Here is a 5201-nt window from a genome sequence, read left to right as displayed (position 1 = left end):
ACGCAGGTTTTTGAAGAAGGAGCATATGTAGCAAACAAACAACTCATCATAAACTTTAACAATCAATTCACTATGTCAATACACGATCTAGCATTAAAGGGTAAGCACAATACCCAGAATTCCTTAGCTTCAGGGCTAACGGGAAGAATCCTTGATATTCGCAAGGAAATCGTGCGCGAAAGTCTGTCCGACTTCGTCAATGTGGAGCACCGCCTGGAATTTGTTGCCAAGGTGTGTGGCATTGAATTTATCAACGATTCCAAAGCTACGAATGTAAACTCAACGTGGTTTGCATTGGAAAGCATGGAACAACCAACCGTTTGGATTGTTGGTGGTGTGGATAAAGGAAATGACTATTCCGAATTGTTGGATTTGGTAAAAGAAAAGGTAAAAGCAATTATCTGTCTTGGAAAAGACAACCAAAAAATCATCGATACTTTTTCCGGTCATGTGGAAACGATCGTGGAAGCTGGATCTGCAATGGAAGCTGTTGCTTACGGTTACCGCCTGGCTAAAAAAGACGAAACGGTATTGTTGTCTCCTGCATGTGCAAGTTTTGACCTGTTTGAGAACTACGAAGACAGAGGAAATCAATTTAAAGAGGCAGTTCGTTCACTTTAGATTCTAGTCATGGAAATCAAAAAAGTTGATCAGCAAGCTCAATTGCTTCAGGCGCGGAAAGAGTCGCTTGAGGCTGCTGAGAAAATGTCCCTCAGACCTTTGGGTAAATTGTGGGGCATGGATGTATTCACGTGGTACAAACCTGCTATTGTAGAACTTTCTGCAACGATTTCAACATTTCCATTCCCGGTTTTTTGGTTGTCAAATGAATGGATCATTCAGGAAATGGCTCAGGTAGATCCTGAAACATTGCGTTCCATTCAATGGTGCGCTCAGTTCGACAATCCGCAGCTTTCCATTCCTTCAGATATTATTTCCCTGATGCCTTTGGTGACGGGAACCGAATCATTGGAAGATGCGCTTGAATTTTTGAAAAAGAATAAAAGAGCAAGACATATTTTATTGTTTACCGTTCAGGGAAATGAATGGAAAACGAAGATGGAAATCTTCGAGAATTTTGTCAAGCTACATCAATAAAAAATGGTACAGTTTCTAAGAAAGCACTTTAAGGGAGATCTGGTAATTTGGGTAATCACGCTCATCTTACTTGGCTTTTCGTTGGTTTCTGTGTACAGTTTCGTCCCGATCCTGGTGAAGATCGAAGGCGGAACACCATTTAAGTATTTGTTTAAACATTTCATCTATATATTACTGGCCGTTCTGGCAATGTATTGGGTTCACAAACGCGACCCGATGTACATTTCCCGAATGTCCAAAATCATCTATTACGGAGCGATCGGCTTGTTGATCTTTACTTTGTTTTTCGGAACGAAAGTAAACGAAGCTGGTCGTTGGGTGAAGATTCCGTTTGTAGGTTTGACCTTTCAGTCCTCCGATTTTGCGAAACTGGCTTTATTGATTTATGTCTCGCGGATGCTGGTGAAGAAGAAAGATGAGATGAACGATTGGAAAAAAGGTTTTTTGCCGATTATGGCGCCGATAGTTATTATTTGTGGGTTGATTGTTAAAGATAACTTTTCCACGGCGGCCATTTTGTTCATGATCAGCTTCACGATGCTCTTTTTGGGGCGGGTGCCTTTCTCGAAACTTTTCTCGGTCATTTTCGCCGGGATTTTGTTGTTCGTGATGGCAATAGGTTTGCATAAGGCATTGCCGGATCTGAATATTCTACCGCGTTACGATACCTGGATGAACCGGATTTCGAATCGTTACGAGAATAGCGGAGACATTGATCAGGCCGGAAACTTACAGGCAAATAATGCCGAGCAGGCTATTTACCTGGGAGGTTTCCTCGGGCAGGGAATCGGGAAAGGAAAAGTGAAAGAATTTATTCCGGAAGCTTATGCCGATTTCTTTTACGCATCCTTTGTGGAAGAATTCGGTTCGTTCTCAGCAGTCATTCTGGTCTTGTTCTATTTGATTCTCTTATACCGGATCATGCGTATTGCCTTGCGGTCGGATCAGCTTTTTGAAACCTACGTTTGTTTGGGAATCGGAATTCTGCTGCTTTCCCAGGCGGCTGTCAACATGATGGTGTGTACGGGAATCTTCCCGGTTACGGGACAAAACATGCCGTTTTTGGCAATGGGAGGATCGGCCATGATTATGGCTTGTATCGGAATTGGTATTGTACAAGGTGTTGCTCAAAAACAGGAAGAAAAAAGTTCGGTAGAATCTGAAGGTATTTTTGCATGAAAGAATTGAAGAAAATAGTGATCTCAGGAGGTGGAACGGGTGGACACATCTTTCCGGCATTGGCTATTGCGAATGAGATCAAAAAACGCAACCCGCAGGCAGAAATTCTGTTTGTTGGTGCGGAAGGTAAAATGGAAATGGAAAAAGTTCCGGCCGCAGGTTACAAAATTGTCGGTTTACCGATTGTTGGTTTGCAACGCAAATTGACTTTGAAAAACCTGGCGCTTCCGTTTAAATTACTGAAGAGTTTGTCATTGGCAAAACGCATTTTGAGAGATTTTAAACCGGAAGTGGTGATTGGAGTGGGTGGTTATGCCAGCGGACCAACGTTAAAAATGGCGCAGCGTTTGGGAATTCCGACCCTGATCCAGGAACAGAATTCATACCCGGGAAAAACGAATCGGTTACTTGCTAAAAAAGTGAAAGCGGTTTGCACGGCATACGAAGGGTTGGAAAATGTATTTCCTCCTTCCACGATTCGCTTAACGGGAAATCCGGTTCGTGAAGAGTTGAATCAGACAACGATCAATAAAGAAGAAGCATTTAAGGCTTTTCCGATGCTGGATCCGACTAAGCAAACCCTTTTTGTAATGGGAGGAAGTTTAGGCGCACGCACCATGAACGAAGGAGTCCTTTATGGTTTGAAACAATTGGAAGAAGCAGGTGTTCAGGTTTTGTGGCAATGCGGAAAATATTACCTGGAAGAAATGAAAACACAATTGGCTTCTTCCGGAGTGAAAAATGTGCATGTAACGGATTTCATTGCGAGAATGGATGCTGCTTACGGTTTGGCGGATGTAATCGTGTCGAGAGCCGGAGCCTTGTCTATTTCGGAATTGTGTATTGTCGGAAAACCGACAATCCTGGTGCCTTCTCCGAATGTTTCGGAAGATCATCAGACGAAGAACGCAATGGCTTTGGTGAAAAACAATGCGGCCATTTTGATTAAAGATGCAGTTGCAAAGGAGCAATTGATTTCGGAAGCAATGGCATTATTGAAACAAGAAGACAGGATGAATGAGTTGCGGGTTGCGATCAAACGCATGGCAAAACCAAATGCAACGAAAGATATTGTGGATGTGATTGAGAATTTGGTGTAGGAGTTTTGGTTCTCCCTTTAGAGGGGATAAAGGGGGAGGAAAAGTGTGTACTATTCCGATCTTGAAAAATGAGATATAGAATAATTGAGTAATTGGTGGGAAGAGCATCTTTAATCATAAAGATTGAGATAAATCCTCCCCCTCAGTCCCCCTCCGAAGGGGGAGGTTTGAAAGAATGGAGTTAAATAGTATCAAACGGTTTTATTTTATCGGCATCGGCGGAATCGGGATGTCTGCTCTGGCGCGCTATTTCAAAGCGAAAGGTTTTGATGTGGCCGGATATGATAAAACTCCTTCACCGTTAACGGATGAATTGCAGAAGGAAGGAATTGCGGTTCATTTCGAAGATTTGGGAGCGAATATTCCGTCGGCTTATCAGGATACGGAATCGACTTTGGTGGTTTACACTCCAGCCATCCCGAAAACCATGGGGGAACTGGTTTATGTTCAGCAAAAACACCGGGTCTTAAAACGAAGTGAGGTTTTGGGCTTGATTACTCAAACGAGCAAAGGTTTGGGAGTTGCCGGAACGCATGGTAAAACAACCACTTCAACGATGCTGGCGTATGTGCTGAGTCAGTCTCATTTGAATTGTTCGGCATTTTTAGGTGGAATTTCTTCGAATTTCAACTCCAATGTGTTGGTTGAACCGGATGCTGTTTATTCGGTGATTGAAGCGGATGAATTCGACCGCTCGTTTTTGCGCTTGAAACCCTTTGCGAGTATTATTACAGCAATGGATCCGGATCACCTGGATATTTACGGAACGGAAGAATCATTCCGGGAAGGTTTCCAGGAATATGCAGATAAACACAAAGACGGACATTTAGTCGTTTACAAATACAATTTACCTTTAAAACAAACCGGATTTAAAGGGATTTCATACGGAATTAATGCTCCGGAAGCGCAAGTGAGCGGAACGAACCTGCATTACGAAGCCGGAAAATTCCTGATGGATATTCACTTCGGAAAGGAAGTGTGGAAAGAAGTGGCTTTGGGCTTGCCGGGAATTCACAACGCGGAAAATGCTTTGGCGGTTACAGCGATGTGTAAGGAATTGGGCCTGTCCGAAACGGAAATCCGGAACGGTTTGAAAGGGTTTAAAGGCGTGAAACGTCGTTTTGAATACCAGGTTCGTACGGAGAAACTGATCTATATTGATGATTATGCGCATCATCCGACGGAGATCGCATCTTTGGTGTCGTCGATTCGTTTGTTGTATCCGGATAAAAAAGTGATCGGAATTTTTCAGCCGCATTTGTTTTCACGGACACGTGATTTTGAACCCGGGTTTGTAGCCGAATTATCGAAATTGGATGAAGCCTTGATCATGCCGATTTATCCGGCAAGAGAAGAGCCGATTCCGGGAGTTACGAGTGATGAACTGGTACGTAAAATTGGCAGAAACGCACATTTGAAAACTCCGCAGGAAGTATTGGAATTTGCCGCTTCTGTTCACGAAGGAGTTGTATTAACGATTGGTGCAGGCGATATTGACCGCATTGTGCCGGAATTGAAAAAGATATTGGAAAAACAATAAATTGAAAGGGAAACTGAAAATAGCGGCCTGGGCTTTGTTTGCTGCAGCAGTCATCGCGATACTCATTATGGCAGGTAAAAGCCAGGAGGAGGCAGTGGTGCTGGAGCCCAATGTTTCTATTTCAGTGGTGGATGAAAATGCTTTTTTGACGGAAGACGAATTGCTTGTCCGTTTGAAACGATTGAATCTGTATTATCCCAATCAATTGATGAAAAACCTGAACACGACTGCGATTGAAGAGAATATTCGCAAAATGCACGAAGTGGAAGAGGTCAATGTTTACA

6 protein-coding genes are annotated in these 5201 nt (G+C 43.1%); all 6 read left to right on the top strand.

The window, feature by feature from the left end; translation table 11 throughout:
* On the top strand, positions 1 to 621 hold a 621-nt coding region (gene murD, locus Q1V93_RS03425), incomplete at its 5' end, for a cyanophycin synthetase (RefSeq protein WP_300661471.1).
* 9 nt (positions 622 to 630) lie between these two features.
* Positions 631 to 1098 carry a hypothetical protein gene (locus tag Q1V93_RS03420; protein WP_300661469.1) on the top strand — a complete coding sequence of 156 codons (468 nt, stop codon included), beginning with the start codon at positions 631 to 633 and terminating at the stop codon, positions 1096 to 1098.
* Between the two features lie 3 nt (positions 1099 to 1101).
* On the top strand, positions 1102 to 2277 hold the full coding sequence (locus tag Q1V93_RS03415) for an FtsW/RodA/SpoVE family cell cycle protein (protein ID WP_300661467.1): 1176 nt from the start codon (positions 1102 to 1104) through the stop codon (positions 2275 to 2277).
* A complete protein-coding gene (gene murG / locus Q1V93_RS03410) occupies positions 2274 to 3377 on the top strand; it encodes an undecaprenyldiphospho-muramoylpentapeptide beta-N-acetylglucosaminyltransferase (RefSeq protein WP_300661465.1) in 1104 nt (367 codons plus the stop codon). Before Q1V93_RS03415 ends, murG begins: the two co-directional genes overlap by 4 nt.
* A gap of 175 nt (positions 3378 to 3552) precedes the next feature.
* Complete coding sequence (murC, locus tag Q1V93_RS03405; protein WP_300661463.1) at positions 3553 to 4917, top strand: UDP-N-acetylmuramate--L-alanine ligase; 1365 nt, start codon at positions 3553 to 3555, stop codon at positions 4915 to 4917.
* Between the two features lies 1 nt (position 4918).
* A partial coding sequence (locus Q1V93_RS03400; protein ID WP_300661461.1) for a hypothetical protein occupies positions 4919 to 5201 on the top strand: 283 nt, incomplete at its 3' end.

It is taken from the genome of Fluviicola sp. (assembly GCF_030151805.1).
Classification (GTDB): Bacteria; Bacteroidota; Bacteroidia; order Flavobacteriales_D; family Crocinitomicaceae; genus Fluviicola.
This window is presented reverse-complemented; position numbering and strand designations above follow the sequence as displayed.

Coding starts and splice junctions, on each gene's coding strand:
- Q1V93_RS03420 (WP_300661469.1), top strand. CDS start 631: ATGGAAATCAAAAAAGTTGATCAGCAAGCTCAATTGCTTCAGGCGCGG.
- Q1V93_RS03415 (WP_300661467.1), top strand. CDS start 1,102: ATGGTACAGTTTCTAAGAAAGCACTTTAAGGGAGATCTGGTAATTTGG.
- murG (WP_300661465.1), top strand. CDS start 2,274: ATGAAAGAATTGAAGAAAATAGTGATCTCAGGAGGTGGAACGGGTGGA.
- murC (WP_300661463.1), top strand. CDS start 3,553: ATGGAGTTAAATAGTATCAAACGGTTTTATTTTATCGGCATCGGCGGA.